This is a genomic window from Bacillus sp. Marseille-Q3570, from assembly GCF_946151055.1.
Lineage (GTDB): Bacteria > Bacillota > Bacilli > Bacillales > Fictibacillaceae > Pseudalkalibacillus.
Map to the genome: position 1 here is coordinate 33,527 of NZ_CAMGYZ010000010.1, position 20,398 is coordinate 53,924.

The 20,398-nt window shown below is 43.0% G+C and carries 19 protein-coding genes; 16 read left to right on the forward strand and 3 right to left on the reverse strand.

The genetic code is table 11. From position 1 onward, the window contains the following. Positions 1 to 120: 120 nt before the first annotated feature. The 6 genes from N8M93_RS15630 (at position 121) to N8M93_RS15655 (ending at position 6,642) form a co-directional block, all read left to right on the forward strand. Complete coding sequence (locus N8M93_RS15630; RefSeq protein ID WP_261133387.1) at positions 121 to 1,488, forward strand: sigma-54-dependent Fis family transcriptional regulator; 1,368 nt, start codon at positions 121 to 123, stop codon at positions 1,486 to 1,488. A gap of 166 nt (positions 1,489 to 1,654) precedes the next feature. Continuing rightward, positions 1,655 to 2,926, forward strand: coding sequence for a hydroxymethylglutaryl-CoA reductase, degradative (locus tag N8M93_RS15635; protein ID WP_261133389.1), 1,272 nt, complete (start codon positions 1,655 to 1,657; stop codon positions 2,924 to 2,926). Positions 2,927 to 2,931: 5 nt separating this feature from the next. Beyond that, positions 2,932 to 3,201, forward strand: coding sequence for a hypothetical protein (locus N8M93_RS15640; RefSeq protein ID WP_261133391.1), 270 nt, complete (start codon positions 2,932 to 2,934; stop codon positions 3,199 to 3,201). A gap of 2 nt (positions 3,202 to 3,203) precedes the next feature. Further along, positions 3,204 to 4,562: a tripartite tricarboxylate transporter permease gene (locus tag N8M93_RS15645; RefSeq protein ID WP_261133393.1), complete on the forward strand. Its 1,359-nt coding sequence runs from the start codon at positions 3,204 to 3,206 to the stop codon at positions 4,560 to 4,562. A 172-nt stretch (positions 4,563 to 4,734) separates the two neighbouring features. After that, positions 4,735 to 5,823, forward strand: a complete 1,089-nt coding sequence (locus N8M93_RS15650; protein ID WP_261133395.1) for a low specificity L-threonine aldolase — start codon at positions 4,735 to 4,737, stop codon at positions 5,821 to 5,823. Positions 5,824 to 5,853: 30 nt separating this feature from the next. Continuing rightward, positions 5,854 to 6,642, forward strand: coding sequence for a hypothetical protein (locus N8M93_RS15655; protein ID WP_261133397.1), 789 nt, complete (start codon positions 5,854 to 5,856; stop codon positions 6,640 to 6,642). 83 nt (positions 6,643 to 6,725) lie between these two features. Here the strand turns inward: N8M93_RS15655 and N8M93_RS15660 are convergent, their stop codons facing one another. Next, entirely contained in the window at positions 6,726 to 7,178 is a 453-nt protein-coding gene (locus N8M93_RS15660; RefSeq protein ID WP_314728297.1) for a nucleoside deaminase, read from the reverse strand. Between the two features lie 148 nt (positions 7,179 to 7,326). Further along, positions 7,327 to 7,566, reverse strand: a complete 240-nt coding sequence (locus N8M93_RS15665) for a hypothetical protein (protein ID WP_261133400.1) — start codon at positions 7,564 to 7,566, stop codon at positions 7,327 to 7,329. Between the two features lie 190 nt (positions 7,567 to 7,756). Here N8M93_RS15665 and N8M93_RS15670 point away from each other — a divergent pair, with 190 nt between their 5' ends. From N8M93_RS15670 to N8M93_RS15685, 4 genes are all read left to right on the forward strand, one after another. Continuing rightward, a complete protein-coding gene (locus N8M93_RS15670) occupies positions 7,757 to 8,260 on the forward strand; it encodes a hypothetical protein (RefSeq protein ID WP_261133402.1) in 504 nt (167 codons plus the stop codon). Between the two features lie 362 nt (positions 8,261 to 8,622). Beyond that, positions 8,623 to 10,236 (forward strand): sensor histidine kinase, encoded by a 1,614-nt coding sequence (locus N8M93_RS15675; protein WP_261133404.1) that lies wholly within the window; start codon positions 8,623 to 8,625, stop codon positions 10,234 to 10,236. 27 nt (positions 10,237 to 10,263) lie between these two features. Beyond that, positions 10,264 to 10,938, forward strand: a complete 675-nt coding sequence (locus tag N8M93_RS15680) for a response regulator (RefSeq protein WP_261133406.1) — start codon at positions 10,264 to 10,266, stop codon at positions 10,936 to 10,938. A gap of 104 nt (positions 10,939 to 11,042) precedes the next feature. Beyond that, complete coding sequence (locus N8M93_RS15685; RefSeq protein WP_261133408.1) at positions 11,043 to 11,444, forward strand: PepSY domain-containing protein; 402 nt, start codon at positions 11,043 to 11,045, stop codon at positions 11,442 to 11,444. A 276-nt stretch (positions 11,445 to 11,720) separates the two neighbouring features. On the opposite strand, the gene N8M93_RS15690 is transcribed toward N8M93_RS15685, so the two are convergent. Next, complete coding sequence (locus N8M93_RS15690; protein WP_261133411.1) at positions 11,721 to 12,593, reverse strand: AraC family transcriptional regulator; 873 nt, start codon at positions 12,591 to 12,593, stop codon at positions 11,721 to 11,723. Positions 12,594 to 12,830: 237 nt separating this feature from the next. Between N8M93_RS15690 and N8M93_RS15695 the strand changes: the two genes are divergently transcribed. From N8M93_RS15695 to N8M93_RS15720, 6 genes are all read left to right on the forward strand, one after another. Continuing rightward, a complete protein-coding gene (locus N8M93_RS15695; protein WP_261133412.1) occupies positions 12,831 to 13,805 on the forward strand; it encodes a tripartite tricarboxylate transporter substrate binding protein in 975 nt (324 codons plus the stop codon). A gap of 211 nt (positions 13,806 to 14,016) precedes the next feature. Continuing rightward, a complete protein-coding gene (locus N8M93_RS15700; RefSeq protein WP_261133413.1) occupies positions 14,017 to 14,466 on the forward strand; it encodes a tripartite tricarboxylate transporter TctB family protein in 450 nt (149 codons plus the stop codon). A 41-nt stretch (positions 14,467 to 14,507) separates the two neighbouring features. Next, positions 14,508 to 15,989, forward strand: coding sequence for a tripartite tricarboxylate transporter permease (locus tag N8M93_RS15705; RefSeq protein WP_396125634.1), 1,482 nt, complete (start codon positions 14,508 to 14,510; stop codon positions 15,987 to 15,989). A gap of 28 nt (positions 15,990 to 16,017) precedes the next feature. Beyond that, positions 16,018 to 17,532 (forward strand): FAD-dependent tricarballylate dehydrogenase TcuA, encoded by a 1,515-nt coding sequence (gene tcuA / locus N8M93_RS15710; RefSeq protein WP_261133414.1) that lies wholly within the window; start codon positions 16,018 to 16,020, stop codon positions 17,530 to 17,532. Positions 17,533 to 17,606: 74 nt separating this feature from the next. Continuing rightward, positions 17,607 to 18,971: an SLC13 family permease gene (locus N8M93_RS15715; protein ID WP_261133416.1), complete on the forward strand. Its 1,365-nt coding sequence runs from the start codon at positions 17,607 to 17,609 to the stop codon at positions 18,969 to 18,971. Positions 18,972 to 19,851: 880 nt separating this feature from the next. Continuing rightward, positions 19,852 to 20,370, forward strand: coding sequence for a hypothetical protein (locus N8M93_RS15720; RefSeq protein WP_314728294.1), 519 nt, complete (start codon positions 19,852 to 19,854; stop codon positions 20,368 to 20,370). The last annotated feature ends 28 nt before the right edge of the window (positions 20,371 to 20,398 follow it).

The following is a 20,398-nucleotide window of genomic DNA, read 5'->3' on the forward strand; positions in this document are numbered from 1 at the left end:
AGGATTATTTTTTGTACAATAATAAGTCGTTTTATAGGAACTAATTAACAACCCCAAAGACCTATATAGGAATTTCGAGCTAATCATAGAATGAATATTATGATAGAAGGAGGTTTTAGTATGTTGAGGAATCAACCGACAATGGAATATAAGCTTGTCCTTGATCACATGCATGAAGGTGTAATTATTATAGACTCAGAAACGAGAGTACTTTATGCAAATAAATCCTATTACGAAATTCTTGGTATATCCGTTGATAGCATTCACAATAAACCATTAAAAGAAAGTCAGCCCAATGCAAGGATTATAAAGGTTTTGGAAACAGGAACTCCTGTCATCAATTCTGAATTTCTTGTTGATACAACCAGTATAAGAGTGGTGGCAAATATTATCCCTATCAAGATTGATGGTGAAATCTCTGGAGCAGTATCGGTGTTCAGAGATGTAACGGAAGTAACAGAGCTAACAACAGAATTAGAAAGATTAAAAGGATATACCAAATATCTAGAAGAAGAATTGATGAGCCATAAAGAGAGGAAGTTATTTAATGGACTCGTAGGCAGTGATCAAAAAATACAGATGGTTATGGAAAAGATAAACAAGGTGGCAAGAACGGATACTACCGTTCTTATTACAGGCGAGAGTGGGACTGGTAAGGAAGTGGTTGCAAATTCAATCTATAATATCAGTTCTAGATTTGGAAAACCATTCATTAAAGTAAACTGTGCTGCTATACCTGAATCTCTATTGGAAAGTGAATTTTTCGGATATGAAGAAGGTGCTTTTACCGGTTCAAAAAAAGGAGGAAAGATTGGAAAATTTGAACTAGCTAATACTGGGACAATATTTTTAGATGAAATCGGTGAGATGCCTCCCAGTCTTCAAGCAAAATTACTCCGTGTTCTCCAAGAAAGAGTTATTGAAAAAATCGGGGGTACCTCTTCAATAAGAATTGATGTACGTATCATAGCCGCCACAAATGCAAACCTAAAAGACCTTGTGGAAAAAAGGAAGTTTAGGGAGGACCTTTATTATAGACTAAATGTTTTTCCTATTGATCTCCCTCCTTTAAAAGAGCGTCAAACTGACATTTTACCGTTAGCTATACAATTCTTAAAAGAATTCTGCAATGAGCATAAAAAACAGCTTTCTTTTTCAGCTGAAGTCCAACATGTATTTAAATCCTATCAATGGCCCGGAAATATTCGGGAATTAAAAAATGTGATTGAATATGCCGTCATAATGTGTGAAAAAAGCGGAAGAATTACTTTGGACTTGCTACCCGATTATTTAAATAGTTCTAACCAAATGACTAACAATATGGAAACAGACAACATCCTGCTGTATAAACAATTTGAGCAAATTGAAGAACAGGCGATAAGAGAAGCATTGATCAAAACAAAAGGGCACCGATCAGATGCAATAAAATTATTAGGGTTAAGTCGGAAAAAATTTTATAAAAAAATAAATGAGTATGGGATTTTTTAACCTTAATTTGTTTCCTTACGAAACGAATATTTCGAAAAGAAACGAGAAAACGCTTTCAATTTGTATTAAATCGAAACGATTTATCAGAAAAATAGAAAAAAACACAGTATTTCAAGGCTGAAAAGTTGGCACGTTTCTTGCTTTATATAAAGGAGGAGGTGCAAACATGAATTCTGAGATAAGTAAGTTTTACCAGATGGAATTGAAAGAACGGCAAGAATGGATGAAGGATCAAGCTGGATTATTTTCTGATCAAACAGTATTATTTGAAAACTTTGGATCACTTGGAGCAGATCTTTCTGATCAATTAATTGAAAATACAGTAGGTGTTATGGAGGTACCACTCGGTGTTGCTGTAAATTTCAAAGTAAATGGAAAGGATGTATTGGTTCCTATGGCAGTGGAAGAATCATCAGTTATAGCTGCTGCAAGCCATGGAGCCAAATTATCAAGGAATACAGGAGGATTTAAAGCTACTACCTCTGAGCCAAAAATGTTTTCTCAAATACAATTGATCGGGATCTCTGATTTGTATGGAGCTAAAATGAAAATATTGGAAAATAAAGCTGCCTTATTAGAGCTTGCAAGAAAACAAGATCCTACTCTCGATAAGCTGGGTGGAGGCCCATGCGACCTGGAAGTTAGAATTTTTGATAAAGGTTATCAAAACATGCTAGTCGTCCACTTGGTTGTGAATACTCTTGATGCTATGGGAGCTAATGCTGTCAATACGATGGCGGAAAGCATTTCGCCTGAACTAGAACGAATAACAGGTGGAAAAGGATTGTTGAAAATTGTATCCAATCTAGCTGATAAGCGCTTGGCAAGAGCAAGATGTGTAATAAGGAAAGAGGATTTGATTGGTGAAGGGGTAATTGACCGTATCATCAGTGCCTATCATTTTGCGGCACAGGATCCGTACAGAGCTGCCACTCATAATAAGGGAATCATGAATGGAATAAGTTCAGTCATACTCGCTACAGGTAATGATACCAGAGCGGTTGAAGCTGGGGCTCATGCTTATGCAGCTCGCTTTGGCCAATATACTTCATTATCTACTTGGGAGAAGGATAAGAATGGTGATTTGGTAGGGACTTTGGAACTGCCAATGGCTGTCGGTATTATTGGAGGTGCAACTTCAATCCACCCTAAAGCAAAAGCAAATTTAAAATTGATGGATGTGACTAAATCAACGCAACTGGCAGAAATCATTGCATCTGTAGGATTAGCGCAAAATTTTACAGCGTTAAAAGCACTTGCAACGGATGGGATACAAAAAGGGCATATGAAATTGCATGCTAAAAATATTGCTATGATGGCTGGAGCAGACGGTTCACAAGTTGATATGATAGCTGGCCAGCTTGTGAAAGAAGGGGATATCAAACTAGATCGGGCACAGCAGATACTAGAACAATTTAATTTAAAGAAAAAGGAGTGAAAAAGATGGCCGAATTAGAGACGAATACGAATCAGCCTAAAATAGAAACGAAAGAGCAAAATGTTGAAGTTTGGGAAGATTTAGTGAGCATCAAAGACCTTGTATTATCTCTTATCATCTGTAGTGTCACAACCCTTGGAGGTTACTTAATCGCCCCGGCGGATCCCCCAAAGCCATTGATTTTCGGTTTGGTCGGAGCGCTATTAGGATTCATTGTCTGCAGTTTTATCATCAAACCTAAACGAGCCTTTAAATACGAAGATAGGGAGGAGTAGTTATGGATGTTACTTTAATTTTACAAATGATCGTTGCAGCTGCATTAGGTGCTACAATTTATACCATTATCGGGATAGCTCCTGGTACAGACGAAACTGCTGTATTAGCACCTGTAACACTTGTTCTTGTATTATCAGGTTTTCATCCAGTCGTTATCCTTTCGTTTTTCATAGCCTCGATTGTTGCAAAAAAATTGACTGATTCTATACCTGTTGCTGTAGCAGGAATTCCCGGGGGTGTAATGGCAGCTCCCATGGTTGAACATGCAATGATTTTAAAAAGACATGGAGTGCCAGATTTAAGTATTCGTAAAATGGCATCAGGCTCGGTAATCGGTACTTTAGTAGCTGTACCTGTCAGCTTGATTTTGGCAAAAGCTCTGGTTCCTTTGGCAGATGTCATCACACAATATGCCAGTCCGATATTTTTTGCTGGAGCCGTCTTTTTAGCTTTGATGTGTAAAAATAGATGGCTGGCATTAGCGATTATTGTCCCATTTGCTCTTCTGATTCAAGGCTTACGTCACTTGTACTGGGGAGTAGGAGCTGTTCCAGAAGGTACGACAGTATTCATTTCTTTTTTTCTTGGTATAACCATTGGTCCAGTTATTTTAATATTATTTGAACTTTTGAATAAGGAGAAAAGAGAGAATCTTAATCGGTTTGGGGTTAAACAAATTAAACTCTATAAGACAAAAATTGAAAAAGGTATGCCAAACCCATTTAAAATCCTTGATAAAAAGGAAGTTGGAACAAGCTCTTTTGCTGCACTACTTGGTAGTATGACATTTTTTATGAGTCCAGTCGGAATGACCATATTTTTAGGGGAGACTTTGTCAAGTCGAATAAAAGACCCCATCAAGAAGGCTTCGAGGGCAATTTCAAGTATGGATGGTTTAACTAACGCTGCTTATATATCCGGTACTCTGATTCCTTTAATCGCTTTAGGTGTTCCTTTATCTCCAATGGCAATCGGGCCGGCTAATGCCTTGTTTAATGCACCACCAGTATTGACATTAGAAAACAATTTGCATCACTTGTTGTCTACATCAGACTTTGTCTGGGCAACGCTCATCGGTGCTGTTATAGCTTTGTTATTAACATTCTATGTAACCATAAAATATTCTCAGCAGATATGTGAATTTGTTTTTAAAAGGGTACCACACGAAGCTATGTTAGGGTTATTTTTTGGATTGGTTTTAATGCTGGCATTCATGGATGCTGGATGGATTAATATTGCCGGTGTCTTATTAGTCGGTTTAGTTGCAGGTGTACTTCATAGATGGGGAATTAATTATGGGGTCCAGTTTATGGTATTATATTCTGCTCCTTGGATTGTTAGCAAAATAGTTGGCGGATGAATAATTATCAGTTCTTTTTAATTATAAACGTCGAAAAAACAAAGCGGACTATAGTAATCCTCCAGACGAGTTATGTCGCAAATGTGTTGTAGAACATTCGGTGTTTTACTCCATATTTGCGATTTTTCATGTAAAATGGAAAATAGAGGTACTAGTGAAAGGAGGAATTGCAATGTCTGAACACATTCCTTTAGCAGAAGCTTTCAAAAGAGCAGAATATCAGGTTGCCGGTCATGGAAGCCGCAACATCCAGGTGCTGAAAGAAGCTTTGGACGATGTGGACAGCGATACGGATAGCGATATGTATGGTAAAGGGACGTTCATTGAAGACTTCGAAGAAAAGATGGCCGAATACCTTGGTAAAGAGCGTGCTGTGTTCTTCCCAAGCGGTACGATGGCCCAGCAGATCGCTCTTAGGATCTGGTGTGATGAAAAAGGGCTGAAAAAAGTCGCCTATCATCCGTTGTGTCACCTGGAAATCCATGAAGAAGACGGCTTGAAAGAGCTGCATCATATCGAACCGATTTTATTAGCAGATGAAAACAGGATTATTGACCTGGAAGATGTAGTGAACATGGAAGAAGAGATCTCGTGTTTGTTGCTTGAATTGCCGCAGCGTGAAATTGGCGGTCAGCTGCCGGACTATGAAACGCTAGAAGCCATTTCCGCGCATTGTCGTGAAAATGGCATCCGGTTGCATCTGGATGGGGCGAGGCTGTTTGAGATTCTTCCATACTATCAGAAGACCGCGGACGATATATGTGCTCTTTTTGATAGTGTCTATGTTTCGTTTTATAAAGGAATCGGCGGGGTAGCGGGAGCGATCCTTGCAGGGGATGAAGCTTTTACGGAAAAATCGAAAGTGTGGAAGAGGAGACATGGCGGTGATTTGATCAGCCTTTATCCATACATAATCAGTGCGGACCATTATTTTGAGGAACGGATCGGTAAAATGGGGCAGTATCATGAAGAAGCGAAAGAACTTGCCAGTTTGTTCAATCAGTGCCATGCTGTTGAGACAAAGCCTTATGAACCTGTCTCGAATATGTTCCACGTTCATTTTCACGTGTCGAAAGAAAAGATCGAATCTATCCTTGTCGATCTCTATGAAACGACGGGAATCGGGTTGACCAGCAACTTGAGAGAGACGAGTGAGACTTCATGTTATTATGAAGTCAGCATCGGTGATCAATATGAATACGTACCGAAAGACCAATTGAGAAGCGTGTTTCAGCTGTTGGATGAAAGACTGGCGCGTTAATCCGATTTTGCATCAAAGGAGGGAACTTGCTTGAAGAAGTTGAGTCCGTATCATGAGCTTCGTTTGCTATATGAAAAAGATATCCATGTGAATCATATATCTGAGGTTTTTGATATTTGTCAGCCTCATGATGATGCACAAATGATCAAGGCGCAGATGGAAGAAAAGGATTATGATGTGCTTGGGGTCGAAGAGGACGGACGTGTCATTGGTTACGTGAAGCGGGGAGACTTGCAAGAGGGTTTATGCCGGAATTATATGACGCCTTTTTCGCCAAAAGAGATCGTTTCAGACTCGACTCCTTTGATCAAAATCCTCTTTCTATTCAAAGAAACCGAGCGGATCTTTGTGTTGGAAGAGAACAGGGTGACGCGTCTCGTAACCAAAGCAGACCTTCAAAAGCCGCCGATCAGGATGCTGTTGTTCGGCATCATCACGTTGCTTGAGATGCACCTTTTGAGAGTGATCAATCATTATCTGCCGCAAAACGATTGGAAGCGGCATTTGAGTATGGATCGGATTCAAGAGGCTGAGCGTTTATATACGATAAGAAGCGTGAAAAATGAAGCGATTGGCTTGAGCGATTGCTTACAGATTTGTGATAAACGGGATATCATCTTGAATGAGGTGGAATTAAGGCAGCAACTGAAATTCCCTTCCAAAACCAAAGGGAAAGATTATTTTAAAAGATTAGAAGGGCTTCGGAACAATCTGGCGCATGCCCAGGAACTCAATACAGAAGGCTCCTGGGAAGATATCATCTTGCTGATTGAAGAGACGGAAGCGATTTTAGAGACGTGTGAACAAATTGATCGATGAAGCTGAAGATTGGTTTGTGTAAATTTGCGCTCTCTGTTCGTAAAGGTTCAGGTCCAGAAAAAGGACTTGGGCCTTATTTTAGTTTAATACTCTATTTTATTGTTCGATCTTCCCCATTCTTGAAATGGTATATCGTGTTGATCCACTACCAATTGTTCCATTTTCATTTTTCGTATATTAATAGGCAAAGCGATTTCTTCATAGATGAATTGGTCATCAAATCCTATTTGGGCAGCATCTTCTTTCGTACATGCATAATACACAGCTTTCGGCCTCGCCCAATAGATTGCACCAATACACATCGGGCAAGGTTCACAACTTGTATAGATCTCACAATCGTTTAATTGAAATTGGTTTAAATGAGCACAAGCATTCCGTATCGCTTGTATTTCTGCGTGGGCGGTAGGATCATTGGACGATGTCACTTCATTTACACCTTTACCGATCACTTTTCCGTCCTTGACAATTAGAGCACCAAAAGGTCCTCCGTTGTTTTTTAAAACATTTTCATGAGCAAGCTGGAGTGCTTCTTTCATAAAAAGAATATTTGCCACTATGAACACCTCTTGTTTTATGAGAATTTCATCATTATTTATATTCAGAATGGATTAAGAAGAGAATTGTCTATATGAAAAATAAACGGGTTGTTCTGCGCGGTCAGCAATACACCAATATATGCTGCTGTTAACGTTTTGTCGTTATCCGAAGAATAAACATTTGAATGACTTTATGTAGTTTATTGGCGGTGATGAGGGACGCGACCAATAGTAAAAGGACGATCAGGAACATGATCAGTAGTTGTGGAGCTGTCGGATCAGTGAACCATAGCGGAACGAAATAGGTCTCTACTAAAACGAGGATCCGATGATAGACGACAATTGCCACAACGAAAATCGCACAGAAAAGGCTTGTGTTTTTATTCAAAGTGTCACCCCCATATTCAAAACGAAACCTACCATTTATCCCCTTGTTTATTATATACCTTGTGTTTCATCGTTAACATGGTGAAAGCGCTATTCTTTCGAAAAATGCGAACGTGATTAGGTAAATAAAGGAATTTTTCGTGAGGTGAAGAATATATTTTCAAATAGTTCTTTATTCACAGGGGGAGATTATGAGTAAAAAGAAGTGGCGTTCGATGAAGGGTCAGGGTTTTGGTGTATTGATGCTTGGAGAGAAACCAGAGAAGCTCCCTGAAAAAGCCTTTATTTCACTGACAAGAGGCGAAGGGTTGAATTTCATTCAGCTGATCATCAATCAAGTGTTGACGTTGATGGTCATGAACCAGATGAAGAAAACTCCAGGTCTTTTGTATGCAGAATTGAATGGGGAAATGAAGGGTCGAAAGGGGTACGGACAGACACTGACGGTCTGGGATGGAAAGTCGATGCCCGCGTTTCGTAATAAACGTACACATGGATTTGCAATGAAGTTTTTCGGTTGGGTGATCCATCGAAAGAACACAAAAACCTATTACTTATCTTATCCGACAGATGGAACGATTCCTTCAGTCACAGAAGTCCGAGAGATACTCAGAGAATATGGAAAGTTTTACGATGGAGGAAAACTGGTAAGGAATGCAAGACCTCCGCAAGTGGAAAAGAGTATAAATGCCTAAAAGCCAACCAACATTGGCTTTTTTATTTTGCAATAAGCTGAATAGAAAGTGCCTGGCACCGTTTCAAACTTCAACTGTCCCAAGGGTTCCGCTTCGGTGCCAGGCACTTTCTCAGAACCGTTGGGGGAGAAGGGGGAAATTGTCGTGCCTGGTACAGAAGTCTTGTGTCGAAATTGGAAAGCGGACTATAGTCTGTCTGCGCTCGATTGATGTCATAATTACGGTGGTTATCTTTGGTACATTTCCTCGGAAATTGCGAGTTTTGTAGAGTGAGGGCAAGAAAACGACACAGTCCTCTAGCGATTTAGCATTCGATGAGATAGAATATTCAGTAAATACGTGTGTCATCCAAGGAGTTCACCATGCTGCAGAGACTACTGAATGTTTCCCTTCAAATCAAAATCCTCGGTCTGATCATCTTCCTGTTATTATTGGTGATCGGTCTGTTATCCTTCATTGTCGGTTACCTGGAAATGGAGGAAGATGTGGAACAGGCGGAGCGGATTGCGCTTCAGACTGCGCAGACCTTATCGTTTATGGGGACGATTCAGGATTCCATCGAGCACGGCGGTCCATTCGATGTTACGAACCCGATTGTGGAACGGATTCGGGATCAGGTTGATGCTTCCGCAATACGGATTGAAAACCGGGAAGGTGAGCTCACCGGTTATGCGGGGGATATCATCACGAATCATTCTTCGCCTCGTTCAGATCGTTACCGCTCCCTTGTTTTCGGAAGTAATTATATCACCCGGACTGACAGTGACGGGGTTGAGGTATTGAAAGGGATTGCACCGATCATGATCGATTACGGGGACTATAAGAAAGTCGAAGGTACCGTTACTGTCATTTTTCATATGGATATCATTCAAAGCAAAATCGCCTCTGATATCCAAAAGATGTTGCTCGTTTCTGGCGTTGCATTCATCGTCGGTATTGCTGGCAGTTTCTTTCTCGCGAAAAGCATCCGCAAAGATACACATGGTCTTGAACCCTATGAAATCGGAGCCTTGTATCGGGAGCGTAATGCCATTCTCCAATCTGTGAAAGAAGGAATCCTTTCTACCGATGAGCATGGAACGATCACGATGATGAACCATTCGGCACGTGAGCTTTTGGATATCAGTGAATCTGTGGAAGGTGAATCTGTGGCATCGATCATCTCTTCATCAAACATGATGGAGGTGTTGGCGTCAAAGGAAACCATCAGTAATAAAGAACTCTATTATAATGATAAAATCATCATCGTCAATACCCAGCCGATTATAGAAGATGGAGAGCAGGTCGGGATTGTTGCCAGTTTCAGAGACAAGACTGAAATCAAGAAAATGGTCGATGCCTTATCCGAAGTCAGGCAATATTCAGAAGATCTGCGGGCACAGGCCCATGAATTCACGAACAAGCTGTATGTCATTCTCGGTATGATCCAGCTCGGCAAACATACGGAAGCGATTGAATTGATCCAGGAAGAAGCTCAAATTCAGGAACAGCATAAAGAAGTTCTTTTAACGAATATCAAGGACGACAAGATCCAGGCGATTCTGCTTGGAAAACTGGCGAAGGCATCCGAGAAAAAAATCGATTTTAAAATCGATGTAGAAAGTGCTATGCAGCCTCTACCTGCCCATATCGGATTTTCCCCCTTGATCGTCATACTCGGGAATCTGATCGACAACGCATTTGAAGCGGTAGCCGATTCCCCGACGAAAGAGGTTTCGTTTTTCGTGACAGACATCGGGAATGACATCATTTTTGAAATCGCGGATAGCGGCATAGGGATCAAGGAGGATGCAGAAGGAGAGATCTTCCGAAAAGGGTTTTCCGCTAAAGGGAAAAATCGGGGGTATGGTCTTGCAAACGTGAAAGATGAAGTAGTTCTGCTCGACGGTATGATCGAATGGACGAACAACCATGAGGGAGGTACGGTTTTCACCGTGATATTACCGAAAACGATAGAAAAGACGAATACGTTATAGATCATAGTTTGGGAGGGTGAAAGGTTCATGTTCAATGTCGTGATTGCAGAGGATGATTACCGTGTTGCTCAGATCCACGAGGAGTATCTGGCTGCGGTGGATGAAATGAAGTTGATCGGAAAAGCGTTGAATGCGAAGGAAACGTTGCAGTTATTAGAAGACAAACAGGTGGATCTGCTGCTTCTCGATGTGTATATGCCGGATCAGCTCGGGACCGATCTGTTGCATAAAATCAGAGAGGAACATCCGGATGTCGATATCATGATGATTACAGCGGCAAAAGAGAAAGCGTTCCTGGAAAAAGCGATCCGCTATGGGGTACAACACTACTTGATCAAACCGATTACAATGGAGCGTTTTAAAGAGGCGGTTGTTACGTATAAAAAGAAGAAAGCGGTGCTTGAGTCGACTTCGGAAGTGGATCAGGATCTGCTCGATCGCGTTTTTGGACAAGGTGGTGGGAAAGAGCCAGAGAAATCGGACCTTCCGCCTGGAATCGATAGGATGACGTTGAAAAAAGTGAAAAAACTGCTTGAAACCAACAAGGAAGGGATCACGTCAGAAAAAGCGGGGGAGGTCATGGGCGCATCCCGGACCACTGCGCGAAGGTACCTTGAGTATCTCGTCGGAATCGAACAAGCCACGGTCGAGCAGGTCTATGGAATCGTCGGCCGACCGGAACGAAGGTATTATACTAGATGAATAGATTAGCAGAACGTAAAGGTGCTGAGAGGGCACCTTTTTATGTGGTAATAACACAGAGACTATAATCTTATTAAGTGTCAGTGAGGTGTAAGTTACTCGTTTTGTTTTACTGGATTTTGTTCACACTCTTTATTGGTATTGGTTTATTATTTATTTTGGCGATAAGAAGAAAACTGCTGAATCGAAAATTAGTTTTTGTCTTAATTGTAACCTTAGCGATTTTTGAGGGATATAAACTTTTGACCGTGCCTTTAATCTCTCCGGAAGAGGCATCCCGAATAGCAAAGGATACAGTCTCTCCTTATACTGAAAAGATGTTACATCAAAATCAAATGAAAGCTGAAGTCCTAAGCCAGAAAAGTGTATTTGATGAAAAAAGATATGTGGTGAGCATAGACATTCCGAATAATCGTTATGCGGAAGTATATATAAATGCACGGAATGGTGAGGTTCTGGATGCAAGAATAAACGACTTTGATGGTGAAGATATTGAGATAAAATAAGTTCGTTAAACTCTTAAGAGCTTGATGCTGAGCTCTTTTTTTGTGAATTTACATTACATAAAAATGTAACGGACACCAGGGCCGTTACTTTAGGAAAAAATGCCTTATTCAAAAAGCTAACGGACACCAGAGACGTTATTTGACTGAAATCACCCTGAATCTGGGGGATTTGTCACAAATAAGAGCCCTCATGTCCGTTAACATTCTGGATCAAGCCAATTTGTCATAAATAACGTCTCTCATGTCCGTTAGCACTAATTTTCCTATACTCTCCCCTTACTTTTTCTTCACAGGGATCCAAATCTCACTCTTGAAAGTCGGTGAGGAGACGTCTTTATTCTCATTCCACAATATTTCTGGTCCTTCTGTTTGTTCATAGTTCGACGAAGGGAACCATTCCGCATAGATGCGCCCCCATATTTCCTGCAGCGTATCCGGAAACGGGCCGATGGATTCGAAGACTGCCCAAGTTGAAGCTGGAACTTCCAAAGCGGTCAGGTTTTCGGGACAATCCCTGGTTGTCGCCGCTCCGATATAATGATCAAGTTCCCCTTTTTCCTCCATTCGTCCTTCGGAAAAGTTCGTCGAAGCACTAAGCAGTCCTTTCGGCTCCACGTTGGAAAGGTTCTTCAGGATATCGATCGTATCGCTGTCCAGGCTTTGCCACATCGCTGCAATCTCAGGATTGACACCTTTGAAAATGAGTGGAACTCTTTTATAGATGCCAATGATCCGGAAGGCATCTTTTTCTTCAATACGATAATTCATTTCACTACCTCCTTTGATGGTTAATTGGAGCGTCATACGTGGATAGGATTTCAGCAAATGGCCATTCGTCCTCGCTTCTGATGGTGTGATACCATGCAGGTTTTGAAAAGCGCGTGTAAAAGAATCGGGTGAGTTGTAGCCATATTTCATTGCGATGTCGATGACTTTTGCGTTGCGCGTTTTAAGCTCGAATGCAGCAAGCGTAAGGCGTCTGCGGCGGACGTATTCTGATAAGGTAATCCCGGATAAGAAGGAAAACATCCTTTTAAAATGATATTCTGAGCAATAGGCCCGTCTTGCAGCCTCCTTGAAGTCGATTTCATCCGTCAGTTTTTCTTCGATATAGGCGATGGCCTCATTCAGGTTTTTCAGTGTATCCATCCAATGACCTCCTTCATCAATAGAGTAGCAGGATTGATGTCGGCCCATCCGACAATCCGTGCACACTTATGCAGGGTTAGTATTCAGTTTAGCATGAAATGGAAGTGTTGGAGTCCGTGAACAAAATGCACAAAAAGGATTTAAAATTTTTAAAAAACAATATTTTGAAAACGTTTACATTGAAAGTTTCAGAAGGTAGGATGACTTTAATAAATTTTTTGTTAGGGGTGTATCGTTATGAAAAAGCTCTCGGTTTTATTGATCGCATTTTTGCTTTTATCAGCTTGTTCTGTTGGAGGTTCTGGCTCGAACAAAGAATTCCCGACGAAGAATCTTGAATTGGTTGCGCCTGCTTCGCCAGGTGGAGGATGGGATTTGACAGCCCGTTCCGTACAAAAAGCGTTACAGGATAATGACCTGGTCGATAAAAACATCAAAGTCGTGAACAAGCCAGGCGGTGGTGGAGAGACAGGCTGGAAGTATTTGAAGGCGAAGGATTCGCATCATCTGGCGATCAACTCAAGCCTTGTCTTGACGAATGATCTGCTCGGTCAAAGTGATTTGAGCTATAAGGATTTCACACCGATCGCGACATTGGCGACAGAGTGGCAATCACTTGCTGTTCCGGCAAATTCCAAGTACGAGTCTGCTTCAGAACTGATGGAGCAACTGAAAAAGGATCCAAACTCTGTAAAAATCGGTGTCGGACCTGGGTTGGGGAATGATGATCACCTATCCATCGTCCAAGCTGCCACTGAATACGGAATCGACCCTGCAGAACTCGATTTCCTCGTATATGAAGGGGGAGGAGATGTCGTTACAGCACTCCTGGGTGGACATGTTGATGCGGTTACAACCTCTCTATCCGAGGTGAAGGATCAACACCTTGCTGGAAAACTGAAGATCCTTGCGGTTTCTTCTGAAGAAAGACTTGAAGATTTAGATGATGTGCCGACCTGGAAAGAGGAAGGCGTGGACATGGTATTCCCGCACTGGCGTGGAATCATGGGACCACCGGATATGACAGAAGAAGAAATCGCATATTGGGATGAAAAATTGAGCGAGATGGTCAAGACGGAAGACTGGAAAAAGCTCTTGGATAATAACAACTGGGATGGCTTCTATAAAGACAGCGAAGAAACGAAGAAGTTTTTGAAAGAGCAACATTCACTTTATGAGAAGCTCGTGACGGATTCAGGATTGGTGAAGTAAGCTCGTCGGAAGGCAGAATCGATCCGGGTTGTGGTTTAACAACTCGTTGCGCATACGGCCGAATGGATGTTTTTACTTCGGAAATCGCCATAGATACAGCCAAGACGAAAAGGGTGTTGACTCCACACGGAATCGCGGGTCAGCACCTGATTTTTGACAGATAAACAAGTTAGACTTTACCCGAATTTCCAAACGAAAGGAGCGGACATACATGAAAGCGGTCAAACTGGCGTTTCCTGCTGTTTTACTACTGATCAGCTGCACGTTCTTGATAGCATCATTCAACGTGCCGAAAGCGAACCTTGGTAATCCGAACGGACCACTTTATTTTCCGATCGGACTGAGTGTGCTCATGCTGGTCTTCAGTATCATCTACACGATTCAAGAGTTGAAAAAACTGAACCATGAAAATGTTCAAATAAGGGAATTGATTGCAGGGCGTACCCCGAAACTGATTGGCATTACGGTGCTCCTTGGAATCGGATATGCATTCATTTTTGAACGGATCGGTTTTCTATTTGCGACGATCCTGTTCCTGGGCGCGTTATTGTTTTTCATAAACGGAGTGAAGAAATGGAAGGCGAACATCATCGTATCGATCTGCTTTTCCTTCATTTCATGGTACGCATTCAGTGAATTACTAGGGGTCAGTTTACCGTAGGAGGTGATTTTGTGGATATTAACAGCTTTTTGAATGGTTTCATGAATTCAGTGGAACCGATCAACATCTTGTGGGTGATCATCGGCGGTATTTTAGGGACGATTGTAGGGATGCTGCCTGGCCTTGGACCAGCAACTGCGGTCGCCGTCTTGATCCCGATCACCTTTGGAATGGACCCTGTCAGCGCGATCATCTTGATGGCAGCAATCTATTATGGCGCGATGTATGGTGGATCTCGAAGCTCGATCCTGTTGAACACGCCAGGTGACGGATCGGCAATCGCCGCGACATTCGACGGTTATCCGATGGCACGAAAAGGACAAGCGGGACAGGCACTGGCGATCTCTGCAGTAGCTTCCTTCATCGGCGGTATCATTGCGGTCGTCGGATTCATTTTCCTTGCTGAGCCGTTAGCGGATTTTGCCCTTAAGTTCGGGCCAGCGGAGTATTTTTTACTTATGCTCCTCACCTTGTCAGCCATCGTTTCTCTTTCGCTCGGTAAAATGGTGAAAGGGTTCATCGCGATGTTGCTTGGACTCCTGCTCAGTACGATCGGGATCGATACCCAAACGGGCGTCTATCGTTTTACGATGGGCATTCCTCATTTAAGCGATGGGATCGATTTTCTGATCGTCATCATTGGTGTTTATGCGATCGGGGAAGTGCTCTACAACTTCCTGACGATTGATAAGGAGAAAAAGGAAAAGAAGGAAGTCGGGAAAGTCTGGTTTACAAAGGAACAGTGGAAAAGATCGAAGTGGCCGATCCTGCGGAGTGGTCCGCTCGGGTTCATTGTCGGTGTCCTTCCAGGTGCAGGTGGTTCGATCGCATCCATGATCAGTTATTCGACTGAAAAACAGCTTTCGAAAAAGCAGGAAGAGTTCGGTGAGGGTGCAGTTGAAGGGTTGGCTGCACCGGAGTCAGCGAACAATGCGGCATCAGTGGGAGCCTTGATTCCGCTCTTGACGATGGGGATTCCTGGATCGGGGACGACAGCAGTCATGCTCGGCGCCCTCATCATGCTTGGCTTGAGACCGGGGCCATTGCTTTTTGAAAACCAGCCGGAGATTGCCTGGACATTGGTCAATAGTATGTTCATCGGAAATATCGTCCTGGTGATCGTGAATATCCTACTTGTCGGCCTGTTGATCAAGATTTTGGATACACCAGCGAAGGTGCTTTATCCGATCATTGTCTTGCTGGCATTCATCGGGACCTATACGCTCAGCTACAATGTGATCGACTTTTTCCTGCTGTTGATCTTTGGTGTTTTCGGTCTTTTCATGAAGGTGTTCGATATTCCGATTGCGCCTCTTGTTCTCGCATTGATTGTCGGGGCTGAAATGGAGCAGAACTTCAGGAAAGCGGTACTGTCATCGGACGGGAATTTGAGTATTTTTGTTTCAAATCCGATCTGTATCAGTTTGATCATTTTGATTCTTTTATCTCTTTTTTACCCGTTAGTCATCAAGGCTTTCAAGAAAAAAGCAGACAAAAACAATCTGGAAAAACAAGTTTCATAGAGTTGGAAAATTGGAGGTGGAGAGACGGATGTCCAATCATCCTGAAACAAATGTTGATGTAGTCGTCGTCGGTTCAGGAAATGCGGCGTTATGTGCTGCTATTTCTGCAAGGGAGAACAATGCCAACGTGCTTGTATTGGAGCGTGCTCCTGAGCATAAAAGAGGCGGGAATTCCTATTTTACAGATGGTGCAATCCGATGCGCCTACAATGATCTCGCTGATATTTTAAAACTGATGCCTGATGTGACAGAGGAAGAAGCAGAGAGAATTGTCATGCCAGAATATTCGCCCTCGGATTATTATGATGATCTGATGCGGGTAAACAACGACAAAAGTGATCCAGAGCTGGCAGGTCAGCTGGTCAACCGTTCTTATGAGACGATCAAGTGGATGAAAGAGCAGGGCGTCAAGTTCGAGCTCAACTATGAAAATCAATCGTTTGAAAAAGAAGGGAAGTATCATTTCTGGGGTGGTCTTCCGGTCAAAACAGAGAACAAAGGAATCGGCTTGATGACGAGTCTCTTCAAGCGTGTCGAGGAACTCGGAATTGAAATCTGGTATGAAGCCCGGGCCAAAGAGCTTAAGAAAGAGGATGGACGGATTTCCTCGATTGTGGTCGAGAAAGATGGTCAATCCCTTGAAATCAAGACGACCAGCGTCGTTTTAGCCTGTGGAAGTTTCGAAGCGAGTAAGCAGATGCGGTCTGACCATATTGGTGATGAATGGCAGGCAGCGATTGTACGGGGTACAGAATATAACACCGGCGACGGGCTTTCGATGGCGCTGGCTGTCGGGGCGGAGAAGTTCGGCAATTGGGCAGGCTGCCACTCGATCGGGACCGATGCGAATGCGCCCAAGGTTGGGGACTTCACGAAACCAGGCGATATTTTTAAAAAGCACTCCTATCCGCTCAGCATCATGCTGAATAAAGACGGTCAACGGTTTGTCGATGAGGGAGCTGATTTCCGGAATTACACCTATGCGAAATACGGTCGCGAAATCTTGAAGCAACCGGAACATATCGCCTATCAGATTTATGATGCGCAGGTCCGTCCGATGCTTCGTAAAGAGTACGACCTGGAGGAAGCGACCTTTTACCAGGCGGACCGCCTTGAAGATCTAGTCGAAAAGCTTCCAGTGGATAAGGAATCATTTTTAAAAACGATCCAAGAATATAATGAAGCCGTGCAGGACGGGGAGTACAATCCGACTGTAAAGGACGGAAAAGGAACGTGCGGGGTCACACCTCCAAAAACGAACTGGGCTCTCCCGATTGAAGAAGGACCGTTCTATGCGTTTCCGGTCACGTGCGGCATCACCTTCTCTTTCGGGGGACTCCATGTCAGCCCGGACGGTGAAGTTCTAAGTGTTTGTGGCGGGGCGCTGGATGGACTGTTTGCAGCAGGAGAAATGGTCGGAGGCCTCTTTTATGAAAACTACCCTGGTGGATCCGGCCTGATGTCGGGAGCGGTTTTCGGTAAATTGGCAGGAGCGGCTGCCGCAGATTACAGTAAAAAGAAAAATTCAGAAGTTGCAAAATGAATGGAAGGGTTGTCCCAAAAAAAGTGTCAGACACTAAGGGACACCCTTTTTTACACATAAACTAGGAGTTTGTCATGGATAAGAAGGTAGTAGTCGGTTTACTTTCGCTCATTTTATATGTGGTCTTTTTTCTGCCTTTTTTGGATTGGGATATCAAAGTGCAGGCAGCCGTTACATTGGTCATCATCCAAATGCTATGGATCGGAAGGGTCTTTCCGCTAGCGTTCAGCTCGATTCTATTGATTTTGATTCTCTCCTTCCATTTTTTCAGTTATGAAGAGACGCTCGGTTATATAAGTACGGATATCGTCTGGCTGCTTTTTTCCACATTCATCATATCACGGGCGTTCATCAGTACCGGGCTTGCAAGCAGGGTGTCTTTGAAGATGCTTAAATTATCAGGTGGGTCGGGCAGGCTATTGATCTTGTTTTCTTTCATATTGATGTTTGTCCTGTCAATGCTGATCCCTTCGAATGTCGGAAAGGGAAGCCTTGTTTCCTCGGTTCTTGATCGTTTGATGGACAGCTTGAAAAAGATCCGCGGAGTCGAAAATCTGGGGAAATCGTTATTCATCGGGATCGCTTATTTAGTAGCGATTTCGGGTGCAGTCGTGGCGACCGGAGCAAGCTCGACGATCTATACATTCGGACTTTTCTCGGAAATCTCTCCTGATCTGAATTATGTGAAGTGGCTTGGGTATTTCGTGCCGCCGATTTTGTTGTTTGTGATGCTGTTATGGTTATTGTTCTTATATGTGTTTCCGCCGGAAAATATCGACCGGAAACATTTGATGGGATTGTTGGATGATAAGATCAGCGAGCTTGGGAAACTGAGTCTTCCTGAGAAAAAAGTGATGGGAATCATGGCGATGACGATCCTTTTATGGGCGACCCATAACTGGCACGGACTTTCCATATCGCTCGTCGGTTTATTGAGTGCTGCGCTCACGGTGCTGCCGGGGATCGGGGTATGGAATTGGGAAACAGCGAAGAAGGCGATTGATTGGGATATGATGCTGTTTTTCGCAAGTACCTTGATGGTGTCGGGCATGCTGATCAAGACCGGTGCGATCAAGTGGATTTCGGACTATCTCTTAAGCGTGTTGGCGAGTGAATCATCGTGGTTGATCGTCTTCGTCCTGGTGATTTGTACCGCTTTATTGCGGATTATTTTTGTAAATATCCTAGGGTTCCTGGCGATCATGATTCCACTTGCAATCACGATCGGTCAGGACATTCCGGATTTCTCACCTTTGGTTGTCGCGATGGCCGTCTTCCTTACCGGTGTCCCCGGGTTCATGCTGATCACTCAATCGCCAGTCCATCTGATCAGTCATTCATACGGGTATTTTTCAGAAACGGATCTGCTCAAAGTCGGCATCCCGTCAGCCCTGCTATGGTTCATCGTCATCATGCTCTCCGTGATGTTCTACTGGTGATGAGCGTGATAAGCGTGCCAGGCACCATCTCAAACCCCTTGCGCCGCAAGGACTTCTGATCGGTGCCTGGCACACTTTCAAACCTCAACTGCCCCAAGGGTTCCGCTTCGGTGCCAGGCACCTTCGCGGAACCCTTGGGGGAGAAGGGGGAAATTGTCGTGCCTGGTACAGAAGCGGAGCAGAAGTGCAACTCTATTAAAATGTTTCAAATCTAGTAAATGGGTCTATACCTTTGGGGTAGCAGTTTAATAGAATATAGTATTCCCCCATAGAAGGGAGGGAATACGAATATGAGTTGTTCATGTTCTCAGTCTTTTTCTTGTTGCTCCTCCAAGCATTCCTGTTCTTGCTCCCGCTCTCATTCACATTCACATTCTCGTTCTAAATGCTCTAAATCTTGTTCTAAATCTTGCTTTGACTTTTGTTCTTGTAAAATATTCAAAGATTTGAGAGTAGGACGTACGATCACAGTCTTTTTCGGTGGAACAACACTTACGTTACTGTTTTTGTGTTTTGACCCTAAGACGTGTTGTGTTACTGGTCAAGACACCTCTACAGGGAGTATCGTCACCTTCGATTGCCGTAAAGTAAGTTTTATCGGCCAAGGAGGCAATTCCGTATCGGTAATGTAAAAAGTATCTCCCTGATTCAATTTATGAATCAGGGGTTTTTTTCATTTAATCTTCAATATAAGGGTAACTAAGGCACAGCTACGCTAAGACTCGGCTTTCCAAGTTTTCTTTATGAGTGAGTAAGAAAATTGAATTAAATCCCACAGAATTTGGCGATACTTTTAATAGAAGTATCGTTTCTTTAAGAGTCGAATCCAGTCATGATACGATGAAATAAACCAATTGGAATCTAAAAAAGGTAGATGAGCATGATGTATGACCCTACGATATTCGATAATTTGAAAGTTGCGTTTGAAAACTATGTATACGACCTTGATAATGTGAGTGGTGAAGTATCGATCAGCAATCGAAAAGATAAGCTTGAGATGGCAACGATGTCGAGGGCGTTCAGCCTCCAGTTCACCCTGGCGGATCAAAAAGATGTCACGGCAGAAATTTTGTTAGGAGCGTCTCTGCAGGATCTAGCTGCGGAAATCCTGGAAACCTCAGGTGAAAAGCCGGGTTGCACGTTGTTGGTCCGATTTTATAAGCAGGTAGAGGACGTCGAGGCTGAATGCAGCCAGATTGAAGCAGGTATGCAAACGATCTGGAGCCAGCGGCCGCTTACTCAGACAATTTCCTTTGTTTATGGTCCAGACCAACCTGTATTCATGAATACGATCGAGGTCGGATTCAATCGTAAAATCAATGAAGATCAGATTGAAGATATCCCGGCATTAGTCGATCATATCCTGGAAACCCTCGAGCAACTGAATAGCATGTACTGACAACACGTCTTGATTGACAGATCCGGGA